Annotated in this window: 22 protein-coding genes; 12 read left to right on the forward strand and 10 right to left on the reverse strand. The window is 55.7% G+C overall.

Features of this window, described 5'->3' with window-relative positions:
• Window positions 1-81: 81 nt before the first annotated feature.
• Complete coding sequence (locus VPK24_RS11525) at window positions 82-510, reverse strand: nuclear transport factor 2 family protein (RefSeq protein WP_393013418.1); 429 nt, start codon at window positions 508-510, stop codon at window positions 82-84.
• Here VPK24_RS11525 and VPK24_RS11530 point away from each other — a divergent pair.
• The 4 genes from VPK24_RS11530 (at window position 509) to VPK24_RS11545 (ending at window position 3801) form a co-directional block, all read left to right on the forward strand.
• Window positions 509-775, forward strand: a complete 267-nt coding sequence (locus VPK24_RS11530) for a hypothetical protein (protein WP_393013421.1) — start codon at window positions 509-511, stop codon at window positions 773-775. The genes VPK24_RS11525 and VPK24_RS11530 overlap by 2 nt on opposite strands.
• Window positions 776-805: 30 nt before the next feature.
• Window positions 806-1114: a hypothetical protein gene (locus tag VPK24_RS11535; protein ID WP_393013424.1), complete on the forward strand. Its 309-nt coding sequence runs from the start codon at window positions 806-808 to the stop codon at window positions 1112-1114.
• Between the two features lie 229 nt (window positions 1115-1343).
• Window positions 1344-1811: a DUF1824 family protein gene (locus VPK24_RS11540; RefSeq protein ID WP_393013426.1), complete on the forward strand. Its 468-nt coding sequence runs from the start codon at window positions 1344-1346 to the stop codon at window positions 1809-1811.
• Window positions 1812-2043: 232 nt separating this feature from the next.
• Entirely contained in the window at window positions 2044-3801 is a 1758-nt protein-coding gene (locus VPK24_RS11545) for a metallophosphoesterase family protein (protein ID WP_393013681.1), read from the forward strand.
• Window positions 3802-3987: 186 nt separating this feature from the next.
• Here the strand turns inward: VPK24_RS11545 and VPK24_RS11550 are convergent, their stop codons facing one another.
• The 4 genes from VPK24_RS11550 to VPK24_RS11565 form a co-directional block, all read right to left on the reverse strand.
• Window positions 3988-4389: a hypothetical protein gene (locus VPK24_RS11550; RefSeq protein ID WP_190530044.1), complete on the reverse strand. Its 402-nt coding sequence runs from the start codon at window positions 4387-4389 to the stop codon at window positions 3988-3990.
• A 416-nt stretch (window positions 4390-4805) separates the two neighbouring features.
• Window positions 4806-6245 (reverse strand): NAD(P)(+) transhydrogenase (Re/Si-specific) subunit beta, encoded by a 1440-nt coding sequence (locus tag VPK24_RS11555; RefSeq protein WP_393013429.1) that lies wholly within the window; start codon window positions 6243-6245, stop codon window positions 4806-4808.
• A gap of 383 nt (window positions 6246-6628) precedes the next feature.
• Window positions 6629-6907 carry an NAD(P) transhydrogenase subunit alpha gene (locus VPK24_RS11560; protein WP_099535096.1) on the reverse strand — a complete coding sequence of 93 codons (279 nt, stop codon included), beginning with the start codon at window positions 6905-6907 and terminating at the stop codon, window positions 6629-6631.
• Entirely contained in the window at window positions 6904-8076 is a 1173-nt protein-coding gene (locus VPK24_RS11565; RefSeq protein ID WP_393013432.1) for a Re/Si-specific NAD(P)(+) transhydrogenase subunit alpha, read from the reverse strand. The genes VPK24_RS11560 and VPK24_RS11565 overlap by 4 nt, the downstream gene beginning before the upstream one ends.
• 68 nt (window positions 8077-8144) lie before the next feature.
• Between VPK24_RS11565 and VPK24_RS11570 the strand changes: the two genes are divergently transcribed.
• From VPK24_RS11570 to VPK24_RS11585, 4 genes are all read left to right on the forward strand, one after another.
• Entirely contained in the window at window positions 8145-8420 is a 276-nt protein-coding gene (locus tag VPK24_RS11570; RefSeq protein ID WP_393013435.1) for a hypothetical protein, read from the forward strand.
• 315 nt (window positions 8421-8735) lie between these two features.
• Complete coding sequence (locus VPK24_RS11575) at window positions 8736-9077, forward strand: DUF3082 domain-containing protein (RefSeq protein WP_190530042.1); 342 nt, start codon at window positions 8736-8738, stop codon at window positions 9075-9077.
• 118 nt (window positions 9078-9195) lie between these two features.
• Window positions 9196-10728, forward strand: coding sequence for a cryptochrome/photolyase family protein (locus VPK24_RS11580; RefSeq protein WP_393013683.1), 1533 nt, complete (start codon window positions 9196-9198; stop codon window positions 10726-10728).
• A gap of 65 nt (window positions 10729-10793) precedes the next feature.
• Window positions 10794-11120: a nucleotidyltransferase family protein gene (locus VPK24_RS11585; protein WP_393013438.1), complete on the forward strand. Its 327-nt coding sequence runs from the start codon at window positions 10794-10796 to the stop codon at window positions 11118-11120.
• Window positions 11121-11131: 11 nt separating this feature from the next.
• On the opposite strand, the gene VPK24_RS11590 is transcribed toward VPK24_RS11585, so the two are convergent.
• Window positions 11132-11746 (reverse strand): hypothetical protein, encoded by a 615-nt coding sequence (locus VPK24_RS11590; protein WP_190535539.1) that lies wholly within the window; start codon window positions 11744-11746, stop codon window positions 11132-11134.
• A 24-nt stretch (window positions 11747-11770) separates the two neighbouring features.
• Window positions 11771-12415: a hypothetical protein gene (locus VPK24_RS11595; RefSeq protein WP_393013441.1), complete on the reverse strand. Its 645-nt coding sequence runs from the start codon at window positions 12413-12415 to the stop codon at window positions 11771-11773.
• Window positions 12416-12450: 35 nt separating this feature from the next.
• Between VPK24_RS11595 and VPK24_RS11600 the strand changes: the two genes are divergently transcribed.
• Window positions 12451-12669 carry a hypothetical protein gene (locus VPK24_RS11600; RefSeq protein WP_393013444.1) on the forward strand — a complete coding sequence of 73 codons (219 nt, stop codon included), beginning with the start codon at window positions 12451-12453 and terminating at the stop codon, window positions 12667-12669.
• On the forward strand, window positions 12662-13039 hold the full coding sequence (locus VPK24_RS11605) for a hypothetical protein (protein WP_393013447.1): 378 nt from the start codon (window positions 12662-12664) through the stop codon (window positions 13037-13039). The genes VPK24_RS11600 and VPK24_RS11605 overlap by 8 nt, the downstream gene beginning before the upstream one ends.
• Before the next feature lie 111 nt (window positions 13040-13150).
• On the opposite strand, the gene VPK24_RS11610 is transcribed toward VPK24_RS11605, so the two are convergent.
• The 3 genes from VPK24_RS11610 to VPK24_RS11620 form a co-directional block, all read right to left on the reverse strand.
• Window positions 13151-14461, reverse strand: coding sequence for a CO2 hydration protein (locus tag VPK24_RS11610; RefSeq protein WP_393013449.1), 1311 nt, complete (start codon window positions 14459-14461; stop codon window positions 13151-13153).
• 125 nt (window positions 14462-14586) lie between these two features.
• Window positions 14587-16113 (reverse strand): NADH-quinone oxidoreductase subunit M, encoded by a 1527-nt coding sequence (locus tag VPK24_RS11615; protein WP_393013452.1) that lies wholly within the window; start codon window positions 16111-16113, stop codon window positions 14587-14589.
• A 247-nt stretch (window positions 16114-16360) separates the two neighbouring features.
• The gene (locus VPK24_RS11620) at window positions 16361-18205 is read right to left on the reverse strand and encodes an NAD(P)H-quinone oxidoreductase subunit F (protein ID WP_393013454.1); all 1845 of its coding nucleotides are present in this window, start codon (window positions 18203-18205) and stop codon (window positions 16361-16363) included.
• 716 nt (window positions 18206-18921) lie between these two features.
• Between VPK24_RS11620 and VPK24_RS11625 the strand changes: the two genes are divergently transcribed.
• Together VPK24_RS11625 and VPK24_RS11630 are read left to right on the forward strand one after the other, a co-directional pair.
• Window positions 18922-19656, forward strand: a complete 735-nt coding sequence (locus VPK24_RS11625; RefSeq protein ID WP_393013457.1) for a lysozyme inhibitor LprI family protein — start codon at window positions 18922-18924, stop codon at window positions 19654-19656.
• Window positions 19657-20324: 668 nt separating this feature from the next.
• Entirely contained in the window at window positions 20325-24041 is a 3717-nt protein-coding gene (locus tag VPK24_RS11630) for a diguanylate cyclase domain-containing protein (protein ID WP_393013459.1), read from the forward strand.
• Window positions 24042-24078 lie beyond the last annotated feature (37 nt).

Raw genomic sequence — 24078 nt, forward strand, 5'->3', positions numbered from 1 at the left:
ATGCGCGCCGCAGCCGATCGACCGTCAGGCCAAAAGGTTGGGGGATGGGTGGGTTTTGCAAGATTTTTGGACAGGGCAACATCAGCCCGATCGTTCCCAGCGGAACTTGCGATCGGCCTCGGCGATCGGCACATCGTTAATGCTGGCTTCCCGGCGCTGCATCAAGCCGTTGGGTGCAAATTCCCATTGCTCGTTGCCATAGGCGCGATACCACTGCCCCGAGTCCGTGTGGTATTCATACTCGAACTTCACGGAGATTCGGTTATCGGTGAAGCTCCAAAGTTCCTTCTTGAGGCGATAGTCCAGCTCATGACTCCACTTGCGGGTCAGGAACTCGCGGATTTTGTCCCGTCCCGCCAAGAATTCCGATCGATTGCGCCAAACCGAATCTTCCGTGTAAGCCAGCGATACGCGCTCCGGGTCGCGGGTGTTCCAAGCATCTTCGGCGGCTTGCACCTTGGCGATCGCGGTTTCGTAGGTAAACGGCGGCAGGGGCGGACGACTTTCCATGGCTGGAACCCTTATGCGGTCACTTCGTAACGACAGTGGGAGCAGGTGGCGGCTCAAAAAATTCCCAAAAAAAATGCAGAGATCCGGCAGACGAATCTGCCAGGTCTCCGCAGCGGTGACACATCTCTCCACTACTCTTGCCTATATTGTTGCCTTGAAAGGGGAAAAAGTTCCAGCTTTTCTAAAAAAAATTTTTGCCCTGTCGAATTACTCTGTCGAATTGCTCTGCCCGATCGCGCTGTGCATCACGCTTGATAGCTGCTGAAGACGATTGAAGTTGGTATGATTTGCTTCATTGAGCAATCAGGCGATTTTGATTGCTGATGCGAGAAAATGCTGTTTTAGCTTGAATTTTCCGTATTTTAGCGATTCTTTGCTGCTTCAAGGGATATGTATCTCTTGTTACTTGTGCCAGGAAAACACATTGATTGTTGCCGGATTTTTAACCGTCACATTTCCGGAATCAGAATTGAAAAATCACGCTAAGGCTCCATTTCTCAGTGGAGGTTTCAGCACAATTCTTCATGGGGTTGTTGCTAACTGGGTGGGGCAAGATGGAAATGGGGATGAGAATTGGCCAGAATTTGATCAAGATTGGCTCTAGTTGATTTCCGGCCCTACGCTACGATTTGGGATCCCGGAATGGATTGCGACAGATGGGGGGGAGCAACCATCAGGGAGCGATCGGGTGGCTTCGTTTGCAGGTGGGGTCATTATTTGGGCAACTTTTTTGGGCAACTTTAAGCGGATCGAATCCCGGATTGCTTGCAGTCTTGATTGCTTGCGGTGAAGTTTGCGGTGAAGTTTGTGGACAAGGGAAACTCTGGATTGCTATGGACAACTCAACTCGTCGATCGGATGCGTTAGGGACTAATGGGGCGGGAACGGCTCCCCTGTCGTTGCTGGAAGCCCAAAAGGTTTTGGCGGTGTTTAACTGTTTGGAAGAAGCGCCCAGTCTCTCGGAGAGTCAGCAGGCGATTATTCGATCGGCTTTGCGGACGGTGGTTCGCGAGGCGGACTGCGTGATTTTTGGAGTTTGTGCGGATTCGATTGCCCAAGGGTTGGCGGCTGTGCGGGCCTATGGGGCTGGTTTGGATCGTGAAGTGCCACCGGAGCCGGAACAGCGGGGGGTGGCCCATCCGGAACAGCCGATTTATATCAAGTGCAACACCAACTCCCTGTTGTTTTATGCGGAACCCTACCAGGGTGAAAATCGAGGGGTTTTGGTGTCCTGTCAGTCCTCCGTGGATGAGGAACTGAATGCGATGTATGGCCATTTACCCTTGGATTTGTTTGCTTAGGGCAATGAGACAGCTCGGGAGACGGTGGTTGAACGATCGCGCCCGGGAGCTTGGCCGGTGGCAATGGATCCGGCAATTCCCGAGAATGGTGCGGGGCGGTGGCGTTTGGGGGCTGCTGTTGGTGTTGCTGGCGATCGGGGGGATGTTGGCGCTGAAAATGCCGACCGCTTCGGGATCCGCAGCCCTGCAACCGCTTTCCCAGTGGTCGGCCCAGTTATCCGAGGGGGATGCTATGGAGCTTTTGACGGATCCGTTTTTGCAGTTGCCGGGGCCGGACTCGGTGCATGTGGTTTGGTTCACGGAATGGCCGGGCGATCGCCATTGGGTGGATTGGGGCGATCGGCTCGATCGGCAGGCCTTGGCCCAAACCCGCCGCTTGACTCGTACCCGTGAAGATGGCCAATCGCGACTGCCGGAGCGGGTGGCGGCCCAACGGCCCGAGGGGGTGAAGGTTTGGGAACGGCCCATTTGGCGACATGAGGCGATCGTTTCGGGGTTGCTGCCGGGCCAGTCGGTTCCCTATCGGGTGACGAGTCAAGGGGGCGATCACGCCGTCAGTAGCGGAGTGTTTCGCCTGTCGCCCCGGCCGCTGCCGGGTCAACCGCTGCAACTGCTGTTGACTTCGGATCATCAACTGAAACCGATGGTGGCGGCCAACTTGCAACAGGTGGTGGCCACGGTGGGCCGGGTGGATGGGGTGTTGTTTGCGGGGGACTTGGTGAATGTGCCCGATCGCGCTTCGGAATGGTTTGACGATGTGGGTGGTGGGGCGTTTTTTCCCTGTTTGCAAGGACGAGCCAATCGATCGCTCCAAGGTCACACCTACCAAGGCGGGGCTATTTTGCAGGAGGCTCCCCTGTTCGCGGCCCTAGGCAACCATGAGGTGATGGGTCGGGTGGGACGGGCCCGAGATCTCAACCGGGAATTTTATGACACTGTGCCTCGCTGGGTCGCGAAGCAGTGGGCCGCGCAACAGGGGACTGCGCAACAGGGGGCGGGCGATCGGGTCTTAGATCCCGCTTCCGGCGAGGTTCCAGGGGCAACGCCAGGGGAAACACCAGGGGCAGCAATCAGCCCGGCCGCCTTGGCGGATCAATCGTTCAACACGCGCACCTATGAGGAAATTTGGACCTTGCCGACTAACGATCGGGGCGAGGGCAATTACTACGCCGTCAGCTTTGGAGATCTGCGGTTGGTGGTGTTGAACGTGACCCAAGCTTGGCGATCGCCCATTTTGACGGCGAAGTTTGGTGGCCGCTTCCACGAAGGCCAGCCCCAAAGTCCGATCGATTGGGGTTGGGGCCAGCATATTTTTGAGTCGATCGCCCCGGGGAGTCCGCAATTTCAATGGCTCCAGGCGGAATTAGCCAGCGAGCCGTTTCGCCAAGCCAAATATCGTGTGGTTATGTTTCACCACCCGCCCCACACCTTGGGGGATAACAGTGTGCCGCCCTTCACGGATCCAATCCAGACGATCGAGCGGGATGACCTGGGCCAGGTGATGGCGGTGAAATATGCCTATCCGCGCGACCAAGATGTCATTGCCCAATATTTGTCCCCCCTGCTGGAATCGGCGGAGGTGGACTTGGTGTTGTATGGCCACTCGCACCTGTGGAATCGGTTCCGCCGCGGCCGCACCCACTACCTGGAAACGTCTAACGTGGGCAATAGCTATGGGGCGGCCTGGGGCGATCGGGGTCGATCGGGCATTCCGCTGGAGGGTAGCGGGTTTGAGCGATCGGACTATGTGGCGATCGGGGATCCCAATGGATTGCCCCCAATTGTGCCCTCGATTGCTCCTTTGATTGATCCCTTGGATCAAACCCCTCAGCCCTACTTGGCCAGCAACGAAATCACCGCCTTCAGCATTTTGGACACGGCCGCCGGAACTGTCACCAGCTATGTGTTTGACCCAAGAAAGCCGGAGCAACCCGCTCAACCGTTCGATCGGTTCACGCTTGGGGCCCCGGCTAACGAGGGAGGAAGTTGAGGAGCGAGTGGCTGCTCACGGGATCAACCTGGCTGGCTTAGTCTAACTGGCTCAGTCTGGCTGGCTTAGTCTAACTGGCTCAGTCTGGCTGGCTTAGTCTAACTGGCTCAGTCTGGCTGGCTTAGTCTAACTGGCTCAGTCTGGCTGGCTTAGTCTAACTGGCTCAGTCTGGCTGGCTCAGTCTGGTTAGCGAGTACCAAACACCCGCTGCACACAGGTACGCGCAATTTGCATCATTTCCGGCGGCAGCTCATTGCTGTTCGATTGCTGCATCCGTTGGTAAAGATTCATGGTTTGCTGCAAGGTATAGCGCGATTGGAATTCCGCCAAGGAGCATTGGCAATATTGCGTAGCCTGCTGTTGGTTAAACTGGCCCGATTGTTGAGCCGATCGGGTGCAGCTTTGCAAAAAGGCGCGCGAAAATTCTGGCGGGTAAGCATTGCGCTGGGTCAGGCTCCCGATCGACGGGCGATCGGTCTCGATCGGTTCTGCGGCTTGGGCACTCAAACCGGACGCAAGGCCCAGAGCCACAAAGCTTCCTACGATGGTCAACGATTGCAGCGCCTGGGTCGGAAAGTTACGTTTCATAGTGTCGTGGTTGTTTGAAATCAGCAGCCCACAGCCCACACCGCTAGCCCATCTCGCAAGACGGTACTAACGGGCCTGAGCAAAGCTACCCTCAGTCGATTTCAACCTTTGCATAGGTCAAGCCGAACGATCGGGAAAGTTGCGGGATCGTGATTGATCGCTCAAGCTCTCCAAACCAGTTCGGCTCATGATGGGAACGGCGATCGCCCCCATATGTTGATTGGTCCATGCACTGATTGAATTAAAAGACTCATCCCCGCACCCTTGGGTTGCAAGCCTTGAATGATTCAAGCCTTGAATGATTGCGAAGGCTCATCCGGAGCGCAGGTTGCAGTTGACACAACAAGCCCGCACAGCCAACCCACACTCCGAACCTGCTTTTCAATCCCGATCGGGGATGATGGTCTGTTTAATTCCTAGCTCAGTTCCTTAACGCTGGCCACCAGCTCAGACACTTTTTCTTTTGCACTGCCAAACAGCATCATCGTCTTGTCTTCATAGAAGAGCGCATTATCCAAACCGGCAAATCCGGGGTTCATGCTGCGTTTAATCACGATCGTGTGTTTGGCGCGATCGACCTCCAGAATCGGCATTCCGTAGATCGGGCTTTGGGGATTGTCCCGGGCATCCGGGTTCACCACATCATTGGCCCCAATCACCAGCGCCACATCCACCCGTTCAAAGTCCGGGTTAATGTCGTCCAGGTCGCACAGTTGGGAATAGGGCACGTTGGCTTCCGCCAGCAACACGTTCATGTGGCCCGGCATCCGACCCGCCACTGGGTGAATGGCATAGCGCACATCAACACCCAACCGTTCGAGCTGATCGGCCAATTCCCGCACGGCGTGCTGGGCTTGGGCCACCGCCATGCCATAGCCGGGCACAATCGCCACCGATCGGGCATAGCCCAACATCATGGCGCATTCTTCCGGGTCGATCGAGCGCACCGTGTGGGAACCCGCATCGCCGCTACCGCCGCCGCCCGTGGCCGTGCTGACGCTGCCAAAGGCCCCAAAGAGCACATTGGTTAGCGATCGGTTCATGGCCTTGCACATGATTTGGGTCAAGATCAGCCCCGAAGCGCCTACCAGCGCCCCGGCAATCACCAGCATTTCATTGCCCAACACAAAACCCGCCGCACTGGCCGCCAGCCCGGACAGGGAGTTCAGCAGCGAAATCACGACCGGCGTATCAGCACCCCCGATCGGCAACACCACCAACACCCCCTGCACCAGGGAAATGCCCGTCAGCAGCCACAAAACCGTCAAATCGCCCGGGTGAATCAGCAAATAAGCACCGCTGGCCAAAAAGCCCACCAGCAAGCCGAAATTCACCGGTTGTTGCAGGGGGAAAGTGATGGGTGCGCCGGTCACCAGTCCTTGCAGCTTGGCAAAGGCCATGAAACTGCCCGTGAGGGTCACGCCCCCAATCAGCAGCCCGGCAATGACGGTCACGGCTGTGTCGGTGGGAACCGGTGCGCCCGTGTTCACAATCCGCCAATATTCCGCCGCTGCCACCAGGGCCGAGGCCGCGCCGCCCAACCCGTTCAACAAGCCCACCATCTGGGGCATGTCGGTCATGGCAACGCGCTTGGCGGCAATCAGACCAACCACCGATCCCGCCACCAGGGTGGCCAAGAGTGCGCCGTAGTTCACGGCGGAGCGATCGAGCAGGGTCACCCCGATCGCCATGGCCATGCCCACGGCCGCCAGCCAGTTGCCCCGGCGAGCGGTGGCGGGCGATCCCAACATTTTGATCCCCACAATGAACAGGGCCGCCGCGGCCAAGTTGCTTAGCCGGGCGATCGTTGTCCACCATTCAGCGGGCAAAACACCCGATACAAGTCCATCGATCATTCCTTATGTCCTCGCCCTTTGGTCTCAGGATGCTTCAAAATTCCAGCCTTTCATTGAGCCAAGCGTTGAACGAAGCGTTGAGTTAAGTCTTGAATTGAACCCCGGAATTCAACCCTTGCTGATCCCCTGCATCAAACCCTCAATTGCATCCTGACTTTGTATCGACTGACTTCGATTGACCTCTGCTCCCATCGCTTGCCCATTTTGAAGATGAAACATAGCCATTGGGCGATGGAACGGTTGGGCAATCGAGTCAGGCGATCGGTTTAGGAAAGGGTCATTGCTGGGGAGCTTGGAGATTGCTTCTCAGGTTGTCTTCAAGCCTTTTCAAGTTCAAGCCTTTTTCAGGCCTTTTCAAGTGGCTGCTTCAAGTGGCTGTCAGGCTATTTCTTAAACATTTGCAGCATTCGATCGGTTACCCAAAAGCCACCAACCACGTTCACCATGGCCAGCACAATGGCCACCAAGCCCAGAATGGTGGGGCCGCTGAGCTGTGCTGCGCCGCCGGCCAAAATTGCCCCCACCACGGCAATTCCAGAAATGGCATTCGCACCGGACATCAAAGGGGTATGGAGCGTGGGAGGCACTTTGTTGATGATTTCAAACCCCACAAAGGAGGCCAAAACAAACACCACCAAACCCGTTACCAAGGTTTCACTCATGAGGCCAACACCATTGATTCAGCCGAAGGGGTTTCTGAGAGGGTGGCGACCAAACTTCGCACCCGATCGTTGCGAATTTCACCGCCGTGAGTAATGCAAACCGCATCCAAAATGTCATCAGCAAAGTTGAACACCGGTTGCCCATCTTTGATCAACCAGTCCAACAGGGACGAACAGTTTTTGGCGTATTGCATACTGGCGTGGGTGGTGACCGTGCCGGCCAAATGCATCGGGGCCAAAATTTGCACCCCATTCACCACATGGTCATGGCCCGGTTGACTGCATTCACAGTTACCACCCTGTTCTGCGGCCAAGTCCACAATCACGGAACCGGGCTTCATTTGGGCCACGGCATCGGCGGTGATCATGATGGGAGCGCGGCGGCCGGGAATTTTGGCGGTGGTGATCACCACGTCAGCCCCGATCGCCCGTTCAGCCACGGTGGCTTGAATCCGAGCTTGCAAATTATCGGAAACCGCTTTGGCATAACCGTTTTGCCCGCTGGTTTCTTCCTCGATCATCATTTCCACAAACCGGGCCCCGAGGCTTTGCACCTCGTCGCGGGTTTCCGGGCGGATGTCAAAGGCTTCCACCACGGCCCCCAATCGGCGGGCGGTGGCGATCGCCTGCAACCCGGCCACACCCACACCCAACACCAGCACCTTGGCCGGCGGAATGGTTCCCGCCGCTGTGGTCAACATGGGGAAATATTTGGGCAGGGCCGCCGCCGCCAACAGCACAGCCTTGTAGCCGGCTGCGTTGGCCTGAGACGAAAGGGCATCCGCCACCTGAGCACGGGTGCTGCGGGGCACGAATTCTAGGGAAATCGCTGTGATGCCCCGTTCTGCCAGGGTTTTGATGGACTGAGGGCGATCGAGCGGCTCCAAAAAGCCCATCAACATCGATCCCGACTTCAGCCAACCCAGTTCCTCATCGGTGGGGGGCAAAACCTTCGTTACCAAATCCGACGTTTGCCACAGTTGAGCGCGATCGCTCGTCACTGTTGCGCCCGCCGCTTCATAGGCCGAATCCGTAAATCCTGCGCGTTCTCCCGCGCCGGTTTCCACGGCAATCGCTAGCCCTTTTTTGACCCAACGAGCTACCACGTCGGGAACCAGGGCCACGCGCCGTTCATCCAGCGCCACTTCTTTCACAACCGCAACTTTCATACGCGTTCGCTTCCGCGCAACTGCTTGCATCCTAGGCCGATCCCCCGGTTGCGATCGGAATTTTCAACTTGTCTTATCGATCGCGCGATCGAGTGATGACATTTATAACAACTTGGCTAAAGGAACTTGTTGCAATTTCACAGGCTTTCTGGAGAGCGCTCATCGCCTTTAAAGACAAGCTTTTTTCTTTCTTTGAAGGAAAACAATCATGGTCAAAACCACTTCATCAGAGGAAAGGATTTTGCACTGACTTTATTCCAGCAATTCTTAAGAACATCTTTAGGGAATCACTAGGCAAAAATAGGGATCAAATGCCCAAGGTGTTTGATTGTGCTGGAACTTGATTTTGAAAAGCTCAAAATGGAGATGGAACCTCTTTTTAATCTCACAGAAAACTTGATGAAGTTTTTGAATTTCTTCATGAAGTTCTGCAACTGATTTGTAACGAGCTATGGGAAGTGATTCCGCAATCAGGGGGATGATGGGTTTCCGACTGCCCCCCAATGGCCTCTAATTCACCCCGATTCACCCCGATTCACTCTGCACTGACGCGACTGAAAGGGAAATCCCCCCGATCACCCCGGGATTTGCCTTTGCGCGGTGGGAACGACCCGATCGGCTGTAAATTAAGGGGAGTCAGCGTTTAGCGCCGCCTTGCCATGACCTCCAAACCCAACCCCACAACCAGCAAAACCACCCCCAAACCTCCCGCCAAGAAAATGCCCTCACCCCTGGATTGCCTGGGGGGTTCCGGAATTTCGGCGGCGATCGCGGTGGGAGCCGGCGCACTGACCTATAAAATTGCCCAAACCTTTGCCGCCCACCCCATCACCAGCACCAACCGCCTCACCCTCAGCATTGGCGGTGCGGTGCGTACCTTGGTGGTCGGGGTGGGAACCCTGGGAACCTGTGTCTTTAGCTTTGTGGCCCTGGGGTTGTTGGCGCTGATGGTGCAGCTTTGGGTGCAGGGGAACCGGGGCGATCGGCCCACCGATGCTTAGGAGCACCTGCTTAGGCGCACAAGCAGTAGAAATCAGTCAAGCAATAGAAATCGGTCGAGAATCCGTCAGAAATCGGTAGGGCGTAATGGGTGCGGAACTCCAGCAATTGAGCATCCCCATGAAAACGGGGGTGTGGATTTTGGGCGATCAACTGTGGCACGAGCAGGCGGCGTTGGTGGCCTGTGCGGGCGATCGGGCACGGGTTCCGGTAATCGCGATCGAGTCCCTGGCCCACGTGCGCCAACGGCCCTACCATGCCCAAAAGTTGGTGCTGGTTTGGTCGGCCATGCGCCACTTTGTGCGGGAGTTGCAGGATATGGGCTGGCCAGCCACCTGGGCCGAGGCAGAAGATTTCGCCACGCCTCTGCGTGCCTGGGTGATCAAACACCAAATTGATCGGCTGTTGGTGATGGCTCCGGTCGATCGGCCCTTTCAGCAAAGCCTGAATCAGCTCGATTTACCCTGCAAACTGGAGCAAATTCCCAATAATCAATTCCTCTGGAGCGAGACAGAGCTAGCGAACTGGTTTGGCAGCCGAAAACGTTTCCTGATGGAAGATTTCTATCGGGAAGGGCGCAAACGGTTCCAAATCTTGATGGAGGGTTCCAAACCCGTCGGCGGCCAGTGGAATTTCGACAAGGACAACCGCCAACCACCCAAGGGGCCGCTACATCCGCCCGCGCCGCCGGAGTTCGCGCCCAATGAAATTGTGCTGACGGTGATTGAAAAGGTGCGATCGCTTGATTTGCCCACCTATGGATCGATCGACTCGTTCCGCTGGGCCACCACCCGATCGCGTGCCCTCGACGTACTCGACCACTTCATCGCCCACCGGCTCCGCACTTTTGGCCCCTACCAAGACGCGATGGTGACGGGCCAGGACACCCTGTGGCACGCCCTGCTCTCGCCCTATCTCAACCTCGGCTTGCTGCACCCCCGTGAGGTAATCTTTGCCGCCGAAAAGGCCTGGCACGATCGGGGCCTGCCGATCGCCAGCGTCGAAGGCTTCATTCGCCAAGTGCTGGGCTGGCGGGAATATATGCGCGGCATTTACCTGCAAGTGCTGAAGGCTGACGAGGAACCGCCCTACCCCGATCGCAACTGGTTTAACCACCAACATGCCCTGCCCCAGTGGTTTTGGGACGGCAACACCGATCTGAACTGCCTGCGCCAGGTGCTGCAACAGGTCGATCGCACCGGCTATGCCCACCACATTCAACGGCTCATGGTGCTGTCGAATTTCGCCCTGATTGCTGGTCTGAATCCCCAGGAAGTTGAAAACTGGTTCCACGCGGTTTTTATTGATGCCTACGATTGGGTGATGCAAACCAATGTGATTGGCATGGGGCTATTTGCCGATGGTGGGGTGCTGGCTTCCAAGCCCTACGCCGCCTCAGCGAACTACATCAATCGGATGAGCGACTATTGCAAAGGTTGCCGCTATAACCCACGCGATCGCACCGGCCCGAAAGCTTGTCCGTTTAACTTTTTCTATTGGGATTTCCTGGCACGGCACGAGAGCAAACTGCGATCGCAGGGGCGCATGAGCCTGATTTTGAAACATCTGGAAAAAATCCCCGCCGAAGAAATGGCTGCAATCCGCGCCCTCTCCGTGGCCTGGCATCGCCAACAGCAATTATTGAATGAGTAGAATATCGATGCTCTCGATCTCCAGAGCCGGAAACTTGAGTTGAATAAAAGGTTAACCAGTCAACAATGACCGAACCAATATCAACCTTACCTAACAGCCCTCCCGATCGCGATCGCATCCTCGCTACCCTTCGGCAACTCGCTCCCAATCTTCACCAAAAATATGGTGTAACCCGGCTTGGTATTTTTGGTTCGGTTGCTCGTAACGAGGCTACTCCCAATAGCGATATCGATATCGTTTTGGAATTGACTGTGCCTGACCTATTCACGATGGTGGATATCAAAGCGGATTTAGGGCAGATTTTTCAACGCTCGATCAACCTCATTCGCTATCGCCCGCGCATGAATCCCTATCTGAAACGCCGGATCGATCGCGACGCAATTTATATCTGAGGCTTAGGATATCAAGGCTCCAAGATCTTGACCAAAATTCGGAGCAAGCTCTCCAAATCATCAGGCACACGATAAAGAATTAGGCTTTGCTCCACTTGCTTCTGCGATCGATTCAAGCGGCCAAATTGCCAAACATCACCCGTAGACACCGCACCCAACAAATAATCTTGATCACTATCCGTCCATTGATCCAGCGCAATTAACTCCACCGCCAACTGCGTAAACCCACGCGCTAAATCAGCATTCTTCGCCTCAATCACCAGCAGCTTTTGCGCCGCATAAAGATAATAATCAAGAGAGCCTTTCAGTTGCTCATTAACCATTAAGGGATATTCAATTCGCAGTTGCGCCCGCGTGTAATGCACCACATCCAACAACAATGGTGCAATTAACAATTCCCGCCGAGCCGCTTCACTGCTGAGGCTAATGTAAGGCAAGCTCTCTTGAATGCGCGTTTTCAGATCCTCCAGGCGATCGAGCGGTGCATTGCTGTGGGGCAAAACCAGGCGCGATCGCTGCAATGTATAACCAAACTCCGCCAAAATATCGTCCGGCTCATAGGCCATCTCAAAATATTGCCGAAAGCTATAGGATTGCCCCGGACGCAGAATGCTTGGTCTAGTCATTGCAATTCATCTCCAACCACAGCACTAAAAATGAAAAAGCATTGCTCCTTCATGCAAACAAGCTGTTACCTGGGGCGAAACGCCTAAATTACGCATTCGCTCCAATGAACGGTAATTGTCATGTTGGCCGGAAGCAAAGTCCAGTGAAAATGACAACTCAGTGACACGACCGTTAGGGTTAATCAAAAATTGGCGAGCGTTAGACATCTCACCAGACAAAAAAGATATATCACCCCAACCTCGATAAATTGTTGGGTCAGACATGTGCTCCAAACTATCAGCAGTTGCGCCAAGATAGCGTCGAACCGCTTCTTTCATAGATGCTGTTTGAGCCGCTGAACCCACATAAGCTCGGGGATTTTGGGGACAAGCTCGCCGCAATTGTTCCCAATTAACTGTTTGCGCTGACATGGGAGTTGCAACCAAGGCTAATCCAGCTAGAACGATCGCCGATTGACGAAGGATGAATGATCTCAGCATAAACCACCGACTTAAAGACAATTCCCAGTGTATTCCAAGGTTGATACAGCCTTTACCTCGCTCAGTAAGCACAGTGGTAGCACCTAGCAAATCAGTCTTACCCTTCATTGCATCTGTGATACAGCGTGCCAATCGTTTGAAATCAAGGCTGTATACACTCTCAAAATCGCTATAGTAGATAGCATTCAATAGCCATTAACAGAAATCGTGCGAGGCGATCGCTGGTGAGCAAGAAAAGTTGGGAATACGACCCAGAAACCGAAAATGTTCATGGGGCTGCTACTCCTGCCGATTGTCGAAAAATGGCCCAGCGAAATAAATGGAAACTCAAAGATATTGTGAAGGCTGCTGGAGGCATGGCCTTGGGTGTAGATTGCGTTTTTGAAGGGCCACAAACCAGTTTTATGGATGAAACTTGGCAGGAGGAAAAAGGCGATGACTGAACTAATTCCAAATCGGCGGATTTTGTATGTAGCTGCGGCCGATGCACCTGGCTGGGAAGAACGGCGATTGATGCCTCGGGGCAGCTTAACGGATTTGTTGGCGCAGGAGCTGGACTACGGCGCTAACCGATTGCCGAAGCCGGGCGATCGCCTACGGGACTACAGCAACTTGACCGATCCGGGTAATGGCGTAACCCATGGTCGGGACGGCGATTGGGTTGTGATTGAAGTGGAACAGTTTATAAGCAATAGCGGGCGCGAAGTGATTACTTGCTATTGTGCATTCGAGCCGATCGCCGCCAATTGGCAAGCCCTAAACCGCCAAGGGAGTGAAACAGCAGAGCGATCGTTGGCTAAGACCCACATTTAGCTGTATCTAGATTTAAACAGAATTCAAACAGATAAAAAATCGGGCTAGTGGGACACACTAACCCGATCGCCTGGCTGCTCAAGTAGAGCAAGCAACTCTTAGGAAGGAAACTTAGCGGTAATCGCGATTTTGGATGTCGCGCAGACGAGCCTCGGGGCGCTTGAAGCGATCCATTTGTGCCTCAAAGAATTTGCGGTTTGCCATCAGGTGTTCTGGGTTTTCGTCATCCAATGGGTAGAGCAACGCTGCCCGCAGCGCTTGGATCACGGCGGAGGTGACGCAATACATCGATCGCTGGAAAGTAATCCCGAGCTGAATCAACATATCGTCCTCGCCCCGGCAATGTTGGTGATAGTAATCCAACAGGTATTGCGGCAGGAAATGCAACATATCCTGCATCAACTGTGTGGGCGGAATCCCGGCGGTTCCGACGGGGAATACGTCAGCGTACAGAATGCCGTAATGGAAGTCCGCTTGCTCGCTGGGTACTTGACCCGCCTGGGCGTTGTAAGACTTGGTTCCCCGGAACGGAGCCGTGCGATAAAACACCGCTTCCACGTAGGGCAATGCAGCATCATAGAGCCACATGAAGCCCTTATCTTTGGGCACCAAATCAAACCATTCGCCGCGAATATTCACCCGGTGATAGATGGGGCGACCGGAGATCGCAAAGATGCCATTAATCAGGAAGTTCATGGCATCGGGCACACCCTTGAAACCGCCTTCATCGTAGATGTCTGACATTTCAAAGAACACCGGAGCCATGATTTCCCAGAACAGCCCCAAATTGCTGTAGTAGGACATCATTCGGCATTGTTCAATGAAGGCTTCGGGGAAGAGTTTATACATCCCCAACATGATCGGATTGCCTTTGAAGTAGGCTTTGATGGCGCGATCGCAGTTTTGGCGATATTCCTCGGTGTTCAGAAAGTCATCAAACCGATTCACGCCCGCATACATTTTGCGATGCCAGAGCATGGCGTTCATGCAGGCTTCGGCGAATTCCATGTTCACCCGATCGTGCCACAGGTGATGGAACAGCTTCGGCATTTTAATCGTTTCACCCTTGCTCATAAATTCGAGCAATTCCGGGTGGGCTGTGGCAATGCCGCGCCAAATTCGCAGGTCGGCGGTGTCGCCTGCGTAGTGGTTTGGTAAGTCTAAATATTTCTGGGGTAGGAAATATTTAAAGAAGGGAAACGGATTCAGGAAAACTTCTTCGGCGATGTAGAGCAAGTCCCGCCAATAGAAGTCCATCGGCACGGCATAGGCCTTGTAAATCCCGATGATTTGCATCAGGTTTTCCGGCGTGTCGGGCAACATTGCGCCGCCCGCTTCCAGGCGATGGATGACTTCCGCAAATTCATGCTGCGACGGGGGGATTTTGGGGGCGGTGTCCGGTTTGATTGGGGTCTGAACCATGATGTTGTGGGGAAATTTCCAAGGTTTCAGAGACGTTTCGGGAGGGGCGCAAGCGTTGCACCCGGTCGGTAAAGCGGGGGCAAGGGGCTTAAGCCCCTTGTCTGGTTGAGTCGCCGAGTAACCGATTAATCGATCGCGGGGGCCTTTCGGGCTGGTTTGGTCGGGGCGATCGCCACCGGTTGGTTCACCGTAGGAATCGCGGCGATCATCGCGTCCGTGGTCGGCTCGATCCACTTCACCAGCCAGCTCGGTTGAATCCCCAGCCAGAGGATCAGCCCGGTCAAAATCAGACCTGGCAAGTGCTCATCAAACCGCACGGCGGGGTAGTAGGCGGTGGCGTTGTCCAGGCGGCCAAAGCAGGTGCGATTCAGCAAAATCACGAAGTACACCGCCGTCAGCCCGGAAGCCAGGATGCAGAGCAGCGAAATCACGGGATAGGTGGTGAAGCTGCCTTGGAACACCATGTATTCCGCCACAAAGCCGACCATCCCGGGGATGCCCGCGCTGGCCATGCCCGCCAGCACCAACAGGCCGCTGGTCAGGGGCAAGCCGCGAATCGGACTCATCAACCCGTTCAGCTTGTCCAGGTCGCGGGTGCCGACTTTCTTTTCAATCACACCCACCAGGTAGAACAAAATCGCCAGGATCAAGCCGTGGCTGACCATTTGGGCCACAGAACCCAGCAACGACAGGGGGTTGAGGGCGGCGGCGGCCACGATGATGTAGCCCATGTGCCCGATCGAGCTGTAGGCCACCATTCGCTTAATGTCCTTTTGGGCGATCGCAGTCAATGCGCCATACATGACGCTGACCACGCCCACCAGCGCCAGACCCGGGGCGATCGTCCCCCAAGCGTCGGGCAGCAGACCCAAGCCGTAGCGCAGCAAGCCGTAGGTGCCCAGTTTGGCCAGCACACCGCCCAGCAACACCGTGGTGGCGGGCGACGATTCCACGTAGGCATCGGGCAGCCAGGTGTGCAGCGGCACGAGGGGAATCTTGATGCCGAAGCCAACCACCAACAGCAGCAGGCAAATCAGTTGGGCATTTTCGGACAGATTATTGATGTTGATCTGGCCTAGGTCAAAGCTGGTGGAACCACTGAGCCAGGTCAGGGCCAGGAAGCCCGCCAGGACAAGAATCCCGGAGATGGCGGTGTAGATCAGAAATTTGGTGGCGGCGTAGCTGCGTTTTTGTTCGCTGCCCCAAATTGCGATCAATAAATAGAAGGGAATCAGTTCTAGCTCGTAGAACAGGATAAACAGCAGCAGGTTCTGAGCCAGGAATGCGCCGTTAATCCCGGCGATCGCCAGCAAAATCATGGCGTAGTAGAGCCGGGGCCGCTGCAAATCCCGATCGCTGCTGCAAATGGCAATCCAAGCCAGCAGGGCGGTCAAGCCCACCAACGGCAGCGACAACCCATCCACACCCAGGCTGTAGCTCAAGCCCAGTTGCGGAACCCAGGGCAAATATTCGGTCATTTGCGCCCCGATCGCATTCACATCGACCTTGGCAAATAAATACAACGTCCACAGGGCGATCGCGCTGGCAATGGCCAGGCTCACCTTTTTCAGTAGGGCAGAGTTGGGCTGACCGGGCCACAGACCCACCAGGGCCGCCCCGATCGCCGGAATTAAAATCAATGCGCTCAACATAGGCGTTTACTGTGATACTGCTGCGATTGACGGCTCGTAATGAAGCGACGGTCTAAACCCGGATCCCGAGGGGGCAAATTGTAGGTTGGGTTGAGGCACGAAACCCAACATCTGTAAAGCTTCGGTTGATCGCGTTGGGTTTCGCAAGGCTCAACCCAACCTACGAAACTGAGTTGGGTTCCGGGCAGGAGCGCACCGCCGTGCGCCCCCATAGGTTGGCCCCACGGCAATCGAGGCCGATCGGAACCTAGGGAACCGCCGGGGCCAGAATCGGCCAAGCGACCAGCGCCCCAAACAGCACCACCCCCAACAGAATCGACAGGGCATAGAACTGCACTTGACCCGTGGTGTTGTAGCGCAAGCCTTGGCCGCCTACCACCGTCAGGGCCCCCACCGCATTCACAAAGCCATCGACAATGAACCGATCGATCCAGAACAGCACGCCGGACACAGCGCCCACCACCAGCACGATCGTGTTGCGATAGAGCTTGGCCGTATAGAGGTCATAGGCAAAGAAATCGCGAATCGGAGCCGGAATCGAATGCACCGGCTTAGCCACCTGCGGATTCAGGTACAGCGCCGCCGCCGACCCCAACCCAATCAGAGACGAGGTTGCCAGGGCGATCGCCTCCGTCATGCCCAGGCTCGGCAAAATCTGCCATTGGATCAGCAACAGCGGCGTATGCAACACCACCCCCACCATCACCAGCGTCGGGAAGCTCATGGGCCAGAGCACTTCCGGGGCGCGCTGGGTCATGGGCGACTCGGGGCCAAAGAACACCAGCCCGAAAGTCCGCATCAGGCTGAAGCCCGTCATGGCGTTAATCAGCAGCAGGGCCGCAAAAATCAACGGCTGATTGGCTGCCAACAACGCACCACCCAGGGCCGACAGCGACCAGAAGCAGCCCAAGGGCGGCACAGCCACCAAGCCCAGCATCCCTACCAAGAAGCCCGGGCCGGCCGCTGGTCGCTTGGGCCACAGGCCACCCAGTTGGGTCACGTCCTGGGTGACACAGTTGGAAATCACGCAGCCAGCGCTCATGGTCAACAACACCATGGCCACGGAATAGGTCAAGCAGAGCAGCAGGGCCAGGTCAGACTGGCCAAAGCCGATCGCCACGAACACCAAGCCCATATAGGCGCTGGTGGCGTAGGACAGCACGCGCTTGATATCGATTTGGGCGATCGCGATCGCACTGCACAGCAGGGCCGTCACCAAGCCCACCGACCATTCCACCGTCACCGCCACGGGCGACAGGGCAATCACCGGCTGGAATTTCACCAACACCCAAGCCCCGATCGGGACAACCACCGCATTTCGCAAAATCGACGCGGGCAGCGGCCCTTCCATCGCCTCATCCAGCCACAGGTGCAGCGGGATTTGGGCACATTTCCCGAGGGGGCCCGCTACCAGGGCCAGGCCCAACAGGGTCGCCACGGTGGGATCGAGTTCCGCCGTCTGCGCCCACGCGGCCAAGTTCGTAAAGTTCCAAGTCCCGGCGATCGGCAGCAGCGCCACCACGCCCATCAGCAGCACCAAGTCCCCAACCCGCTTGGTCAAGAACGCATCACGCGCCCCGGTCACCACCAGCGGCTGGCTGAACCACAGTCCCACCAGCAGGTAAGTGCCCAGGGTCAGGATTTCCAGCACGATGTAGCTGAAGAATGCCGAGTCGCAGAGCACCAGCAGGCTCATGCCGCCTTCAAACAAGCCCAGCAAGGAATAAAACCGGGCCCACCCCCAGTCCATTTCCATGTAGCCGACGGCGAACAGTTGTGCCAGGAAGGTAATCCCGGAAATCAGGGCCATCGTGCCCACGTTCACCACGGAAGCCTTGAGGTCAAGATCCACATTCAGCCCCGCCGCATCCAGCCAGTTAAAGGAAATGGTGGCTTCCGGTTGGTTCCAGATCAGGGGCAGGGCGATCGCGCTATGTAAAAACGCCAGGCCCGTAGACAGGATGTTGAAATAGCCCGCTGGTCGTGGGCCAGTGCGCCGAATGAAGGCCGGCGACCAAAGCAGGGCCAACAACCCGCCAAAGAGGGCGTAGGTTGGCACCAGCCAAAGGTTATCGATAATCCAGCGATCCATAGGCGTTTTCCATGGGAATCAGGGTACGAATAGCGGGTTTCGGGCGCAGAATTTTGGGCCGCGGAGTCTGAAACAGACAATGCAGCAATGCAATCCTGTTATGCAAGTTTAAGAATGCTTTAGTTGTTTTTAAGATTACTGGGTTCAAAAGGGAAAATCTATAAGCAAATGCTTGGAAACTCCGATGAAGGGTCTAAGTATGGCTTATTGCTAATCCCTGACATTTGAGGATCCCCTTGAGGGCCAATCGCGAGGGCCAATCAAGAGTTTTGGGTCAATGATCCGGAGGATGATCGCGCTGTGGGGCTGTATAAGGACTATGAGGCGGATGGCAACGGGCGATCGTGACTGATCAGAACTGATCAAAATAGTTGATCAGCAATCTGACATTGCTAAGTATTTATTACTAAGTATTGATCGCTAGACCATGATCCTGGATCTGAGCCACAGATTCGATTAATGGATTTAACTGAAGGATTCGATTTGAAGATTCGATAATCCCATTCCCTCAAAATCCAATCCCCTCAAATCCCACGTGAATCCCAAGTGATTGAATAGGCATCAACTGGACAACGAATCTCATCAGCATTGAACAAGTCAGCAAATATGGGGATCGAATCATGTTGCACCACCCACTGGCGCAATCATTGGTAAAAACTGGTTCGCAAATGAGTTCGCAAATGAGTTCGCAGATGGACTTAGAGATGAATTCAGAGATGAATTCGCACAATCATTCCCAAACTTGGATTCAGCCGCGAATCCAACGATGGGCCGCCGGATGGTTGGGGCTATGGCTCGTTGGGTCGATCGCTGGGGTGGGAATGGCTGTTGGGGTGGGGGTTTTGCCCGCTGTGGCCCAGGCTTCTGATTGTCGGGATCCGCAAGATCAAACCACCATGAATCGCTGTGCCTATGAAAGCTGGGAACGGGTCGATCGCGCCTTAAATCAAACCTACCAACGGGCGATCGTCCGGCTCAGTGCCCCCCAACAGCAACAACTGGTGAGCGCCCAGCAGGCTTGGATCGTTTTCCGCGATCGCCACTGTGCTTTTGCGTCTGGCGAGTTTGAGGGCGGCTCCATGCAACCGTTGATCGAATGGAGCTGCAAGGAGATCGTGACCCAGGAGCGGCTGAACGATTTGCAGGCCTATCGCCGAGGCACAACTCCTCCCGCCGGCCGCCTCAGCCAACCCGCTTCGGATGCGGCTTTAAATCGGGCCTACCAAGCCCTGTTGCAAGCCCAGTCGGGCAGCCAGCGATCGCGCCTGATTGCGGCCGAAGAAGCCTGGATTCGGTTTCGTGATCGCGCCTGTGCCTTTGAACAAAGTCTGCAATCAACGGGCGATCGTTGTGTTATTCGCTTATCCGATCAGCGCACCGTTGCCCTGGAAGAAGCCTTGAATAACAGTGGACTGCAGGGAGCTGGCCTGGGAGATGATGATCAAACTTGAGTTGAGTGAACTAATTTGGGGAACTTCGATTGTTTTTGTAAATTTTTTTGTATCAATTCATCTTTGTAGAGTGAGCCATTAACCTAATTGCCCCCGGCGCAGGGAGTGGCGGCGGCCCCCGATTTTTCAAATTTGGTCTATCGTAATCTTGAGGAACTCTAAAGACTCCTTCGAGATCCTTGTCTGAGAAAAATTGATTTTCTCAAGGCTTGCTTTGCAGAAATCGCCAAAAACAAACCAAAATTCACAATAATTTCAAAAAAATTGCGATTTTCGGGTATCGTTCACACTTTTGAAAATATTTAGACAAACAATGAATGAAAAACCTTGATCAGGGTGGATTATTCTCAAAGAAATTAGCTCACGGGAACTCCGCGATCGAGCGATCTGGTTCTGGAACCATGACTGTTGCGTCAGTTTAGATTAATCACAAATCACTAAAATGACAGGGTTCAGATAATCGATCACTCGCGGTCAGTGCCGTGGTGCAGCAAAATTCGGTCAATCGTCAGGTGGGAATAGATAGCTATCGCTAGGAGCTGTTTTATTTGTCGTGAACCGTTGCTGTGGTTGGGATGGGATCGAGGTTGAGTTTGGTCGCTGCTTGGCAAGCCGGATGATGCCGCAACCTCAATTGTGAAGAAAACCTTGATCAGAAAACTGTTTTCATGATTCAGCAGTTGCGACGCTTGCCACTCCCGATCGTGTTGGTTGTGCCATTCATGGCGCAGATCTTGGTAATCGTGAGCTTGGTGGGATATTTGTCCTATGCCGGCGGCAAATCGTCCATTGTGGGTGTGTTGGCGCAAATGCAGCGGGATACGGCCGATCGCGCCGATGACCTGTTGCAGGAGGTTTTGCGCGGGTTGCAAGACGCGAACCAACGAAATGCGAATAATTTGCGCCCGATCGCTGGCCAGCGGACTCAACAAACCAACACCATGCCGCAAGGGGTTCAACTCGATCGCTACCTGTGGAATCAGGTGATTACCAGTGATGATGTGGACTTGGTGGGGTTTGCGACGGCGACCGGGGAATTCACGGGGGTTGAGCGTAACCATCAGGGCAAGCTGCGGATCAGCAGCACCACTGACAACGGAAGGCTTTGTCGGTATCTCGTGAACCATCGGGGCGATCGCCAGGCCCAGGTTGATTGTTTGCCCGATGTTCCCCATCCAGATTTGCGACAGCAGCCTTGGTATCGAATGGCGGTCGGGACAGGGGAACCCACTTGGAGTATTATTGATCCCCCATTTCAGAAAACCACGACTTATTTAAGTGTAATTCAGCCGTTGTGGGGCGATCGGGGGCATCCGCTGGGTGTGTTGATGGCGGGGTTGCGGCTTTCGCATCTGGGGCAACGGCTGGCCACAATGCAGGCCGGAAAACCGGGGCAACTTCTGATCTTGGAACGAAGCGGCCATCTAATTGCTGCCTCCACGGGGGAAAAGCCGGCGGTGCTGTCCTTGTCTGGAGGGGGTCGCCAGCGCCTGACGGCCACCCGCAGCGAAAATCCCGTGACGGCGGAGGCTGCCCGGGCTGCAGTGCGGTTAATTCAGGGTCAGCAACCGCTTCAGGATCGCCAAACCACGATCACGGTGAGTGAGGAACAATACGCCGTTTTTTTGCGGCCGTTTAACGATGCCAGCGGTTTGGACTGGTGGTTGGTGGTGGTGACTCCTCATCAGGTCTATAGCAGTCCCCTGGAGCACAATCTATGGCTAATTTTGGGGTTGTGCGGCGGTGCAATGGTGCTGGCGGGGTTTACGGGTTGGGGATTGGCCCATTGGGTGACGCGGCCATTGATGGAGGTGCATGAGGCGGCCCAAGCGCTGGCCAGTGGCCAGTGGCAGCGACGGGTGACGGGGGACGATCGCCCCGATCGCCTGGGGGAGTTGGCCCGGGCTTTTAACTTCATGGCCAATTGCGTGGAGGGGGCTTTTATTCAACTAACGGCCCAAAATCAGGAGCTACGGCGGATCGATCGGCTCAAGGATGAGTTCTTGGCCAGTACCTCCCACGCCCTGCGATCGCCCTTGGCGGGGATGATTGCCATTGTGGAGTCTCTGTTGCGGGGGACGGGCGGCCCGCTGACTTCCCTGCAAAAAACAAATTTGGAACTGTTGTTGACCAGTAATCAGCGCCTGCAAAACTTGGTGAATGATTTGCTGGATGTGGCGCGGTTGCGCTACGGGGATGTGCGTTTGGATCCGCAGGCGATCGATTTGCGATCGGCGGTGCAGGTGGCGATCACAATGTTGCAGCCCCTGGCCGATCGACGACATCTGACCCTGGTGATGCAAATTCCTGACCAGTTGCCGCCAGTGATGGCTGACCCTGATCGGCTCCAGCAAATTTTGCTGAATCTATTGGACTATGCCATTCAACAAGCTGCGGGCCAACAGATTCTGATTACGGCTGAATTTTTGTCTGAGCAAGATATGGTGCGGGTTTCAACGCTCGATCGGGGCCCGGAACCGGCGATCGGGTCTTGGGGGCAAGAGTCGGCCCTTGCTCAGGGGGGTGTGGTTCTGCCCATGGTGGCTGATCCTCTCCCGCCCCTAGTCCTAGAACCGGCTCAGTTAGACTCCATCGGTGGTCTGAGTTTAACCATCACCAAGCGCCTGGTGGAGTTACATGGGGGAACGTTGGCTTTGGGCGATTCCTGCGGCCATGGCCGGGGGCATCACTCGGAGAATCATTCGGAGAATTCCCCGGGAGATTACACAACGGCTGCTGCTCCCGGGTTGTGGGAGCGCATCAGTTTCACAATCCCGATCGCCTGGACAAGGGAACCCCCTACCCTCCAGATCGCCCCCAGCGACCATTGGGCAGCGCCCCAGCCCCAGCCCCCAACCACCACCGATCCCGATTTGCTGCCGTCTCACATTCTGGTGGTGGATGATGATCCGTTGATTTTGCAAGGGTTGGCCAACTGGTTAGCGCTGGAACCGGGGTTTCGGGTGTCTGTGGCCCTCAGTGGGCGATCGGCCCTGGCCCAAATTCAGCAAGGCCCTGTGCCTGACTTGCTGTTGCTGGATTTGCGAATGCCCGACCTCACGGGCTACGAGGTGATTGCTCAGTTGCGTCAAACCTGGTCACCCCAGACCTTGCCGATCGTCCTGTTAAGCGAGCGAGCCTGTCCCCAGGAAATTGTGGCCGGCTTGGCGGCGGGAGCCAACGATCACCTCACCAAGCCGGTGACGGCCGGCGAACTGATTGCCCGCACCCGGGCCCATTTGCAAGTGCGCCAACTGCAACTGCAACAACAGCGAGTGGCCGCCGAGCATGAGCGCAAAATTGCCCTGTTTTTGGATGCGTTGCCCGTGGGGGTGGCGGTCTATCAAGCGGGGGGTGACCTGCTCTACCTGAACAGCTTGGGACGACAATTGCTCAATTTAGATCCGAACTTAGATCCGAGCTTAGACCCAAGTTTAAATTCGGCTGCGCCCTTGTCGGTGTCGCTAGCCGATCGCCTGTATCGGGCCGGAACCGATCAACCGATTGAGCTGGCTCAGATCCCGGTGCAGTTGGGTGCAACGGGCCAAGCCGCCGTTACGGAAACCATTGAACTCGATCGAGGCAGCAGGCGCATTCCCTTTGAAATGCGGGCTGTGCCTATTACCGATGAAGCGGGGCAGGTTGCCTATGCGGTGGTCACCTTTCAAGACATCACCGAACGCCAAAAAACCGCCACCATTCTGGCCAACTATTCCCGATCGCTGGAAGCGGAAGTGGCTAATCGCACCGCAGCCCTGATTGAGGCGAATCGTCAGCTCGAAATCCAAATTTTGGAGCGGCAACGGGCTGAACAGGCACTCCAGCGGGCCAACCAAGAACTGACCCGCTTGGCCCAACTGGATGGGCTAACCCAAGTGGCCAATCGACGTGGGTTCGATGAACACCTGGCCCGGGAGTGGGCCCGCTTGGCGCGATCGGGCCGTCCCCTGAGTCTGTTGTTGTTGGATGTGGACTGCTTCAAGGCCTACAACGATTGCTATGGTCATCCCTCCGGCGATGACTGCCTGATTCAAGTGGCGCGAGTGTTGGCAGACATGATTTGCCGGCCGGCGGATCTGGTGGCTCGCTACGGGGGAGAGGAGTTTGCCATTATCTTGCCGGAGACTCCCTTGGAAGGGGCGATCGCCATTGCCCACCAAGTCCGCACCCGGATCCGTGGTCGTCAACTGCCCCATGAGCGATCGATTGTGGCCCCCTTTGTGACGGTCAGCATAGGCGTGTCTTGCCTCGTGCCCAGCAGTGACTGCAAACCCGCTACCCTGATTGCCATGGCCGATTCAGCGCTCTACTGCGCCAAGCAGGCCGGGCGCGATCGCTATTGTGTGCGAGCCAATCACCCCTCGATCGGGCAAGCAGCGGTCTAGCCACGGCGGAAATTGGAAATTTTTGGAAATTTTTGGA

It is taken from the genome of Limnothrix redekei LRLZ20PSL1 (assembly GCF_043235035.1).
Lineage (GTDB): Bacteria > Cyanobacteriota > Cyanobacteriia > CACIAM-69d > CACIAM-69d > CACIAM-69d.

Coding starts and splice junctions, on each gene's coding strand:
- VPK24_RS11530 (WP_393013421.1), top strand. CDS start 509: ATGGCTGGAACCCTTATGCGGTCACTTCGTAACGACAGTGGGAGCAGG.
- VPK24_RS11525 (WP_393013418.1), bottom strand. CDS start 510: ATGGAAAGTCGTCCGCCCCTGCCGCCGTTTACCTACGAAACCGCGATC.
- VPK24_RS11540 (WP_393013426.1), top strand. CDS start 1,344: ATGGACAACTCAACTCGTCGATCGGATGCGTTAGGGACTAATGGGGCG.
- VPK24_RS11545 (WP_393013681.1), top strand. CDS start 2,044: ATGGAGCTTTTGACGGATCCGTTTTTGCAGTTGCCGGGGCCGGACTCG.
- VPK24_RS11550 (WP_190530044.1), bottom strand. CDS start 4,389: ATGAAACGTAACTTTCCGACCCAGGCGCTGCAATCGTTGACCATCGTA.
- VPK24_RS11555 (WP_393013429.1), bottom strand. CDS start 6,245: ATGATCGATGGACTTGTATCGGGTGTTTTGCCCGCTGAATGGTGGACA.
- VPK24_RS11560 (WP_099535096.1), bottom strand. CDS start 6,907: ATGAGTGAAACCTTGGTAACGGGTTTGGTGGTGTTTGTTTTGGCCTCC.
- VPK24_RS11565 (WP_393013432.1), bottom strand. CDS start 8,076: ATGAAAGTTGCGGTTGTGAAAGAAGTGGCGCTGGATGAACGGCGCGTG.
- VPK24_RS11575 (WP_190530042.1), top strand. CDS start 8,736: ATGACCTCCAAACCCAACCCCACAACCAGCAAAACCACCCCCAAACCT.
- VPK24_RS11580 (WP_393013683.1), top strand. CDS start 9,196: ATGAAAACGGGGGTGTGGATTTTGGGCGATCAACTGTGGCACGAGCAG.
- VPK24_RS11585 (WP_393013438.1), top strand. CDS start 10,794: ATGACCGAACCAATATCAACCTTACCTAACAGCCCTCCCGATCGCGAT.
- VPK24_RS11590 (WP_190535539.1), bottom strand. CDS start 11,746: ATGACTAGACCAAGCATTCTGCGTCCGGGGCAATCCTATAGCTTTCGG.
- VPK24_RS11605 (WP_393013447.1), top strand. CDS start 12,662: ATGACTGAACTAATTCCAAATCGGCGGATTTTGTATGTAGCTGCGGCC.
- VPK24_RS11610 (WP_393013449.1), bottom strand. CDS start 14,461: ATGGTTCAGACCCCAATCAAACCGGACACCGCCCCCAAAATCCCCCCG.
- VPK24_RS11615 (WP_393013452.1), bottom strand. CDS start 16,113: ATGTTGAGCGCATTGATTTTAATTCCGGCGATCGGGGCGGCCCTGGTG.
- VPK24_RS11620 (WP_393013454.1), bottom strand. CDS start 18,205: ATGGATCGCTGGATTATCGATAACCTTTGGCTGGTGCCAACCTACGCC.
- VPK24_RS11625 (WP_393013457.1), top strand. CDS start 18,922: ATGAATTCGCACAATCATTCCCAAACTTGGATTCAGCCGCGAATCCAA.
- VPK24_RS11630 (WP_393013459.1), top strand. CDS start 20,325: ATGATTCAGCAGTTGCGACGCTTGCCACTCCCGATCGTGTTGGTTGTG.